This window comes from Streptomyces bugieae (genome assembly GCF_036352915.1).
GTDB lineage: Bacteria > Actinomycetota > Actinomycetes > Streptomycetales > Streptomycetaceae > Streptomyces > Streptomyces endophytica.
This window is the reverse complement of sequence record NZ_JAZBJP010000270.1, coordinates 1-223: the sequence shown is the minus strand read 5'-3', so window position 1 is coordinate 223 and position 223 is coordinate 1. Positions and strand designations below refer to the sequence as shown.

The window sequence follows — 223 nt, the reverse complement described above, 5'->3', positions numbered from 1 at the left end:
GCCACCGTGGCCGTGAACGTCACCGACTGACCAACCACAGACGGATCGGGCGAGGAGGAGACGGTGGTGGTCGTCGCCGCCTGAGTGACCGTCTGAGTGTCCGTACCGACCGAGCCGGTGAAGTTGGGATCACCGCTGTAGGTCGCCGTGACGGAGTACGTTCCCGCGGTCACCAGTCCGTTGGTGGTCACGCTTGTCGTGCCGCCGCTCAGCGTCCCCGTCA

General features: G+C 66.4%; 1 pseudogene. It reads right to left on the bottom strand.

The features are described 5' to 3' along the window. Window positions 1-191 (bottom strand): annotated as a pseudogene (locus tag V2J85_RS41165) (Ig-like domain-containing protein); the annotation flags it as partial. Window positions 192-223 lie beyond the last annotated feature (32 nt).